The organism is Bacillus cereus group sp. BfR-BA-01524 (assembly GCF_022662595.1).
Taxonomy (GTDB): Bacteria; Bacillota; Bacilli; order Bacillales; family Bacillaceae_G; genus Bacillus_A; species Bacillus_A thuringiensis_S.
This window is the reverse complement of sequence record NZ_JAKUDW010000433.1, coordinates 1-231: the sequence shown is the minus strand read 5'-3', so window position 1 is coordinate 231 and position 231 is coordinate 1. Positions and strand designations below refer to the sequence as shown.

Genomic DNA, 231 nt, shown 5'->3' with positions numbered 1-231 from the left:
AAAAAGAACTTTTGTTTTACCACCTGTTTCTTTTTCCATATAGGAAATCAGCTTAGAGTAGTCGCTTGACCCAGTAGCTGTATTTTCAGGCTTTTTATCTTCAGTTTTTTTATCTTCGGATTTTTTTTCAGCAGGTTTACTTTCTTTCGTTGAATCCGTTTTTTCCGTTTTGCTTTCTTTTGTTGCATTCTCTTTTTGTTCTTTATTTGTCGTATTGCTTTGACCACAGCC

Annotated in this window: 1 pseudogene; it reads right to left on the bottom strand. The window is 34.2% G+C overall.

Annotated features, from left to right (window positions below):
* Positions 1–231 (bottom strand): annotated as a pseudogene (locus MR170_RS31765) (DUF5068 domain-containing protein); the annotation flags it as partial.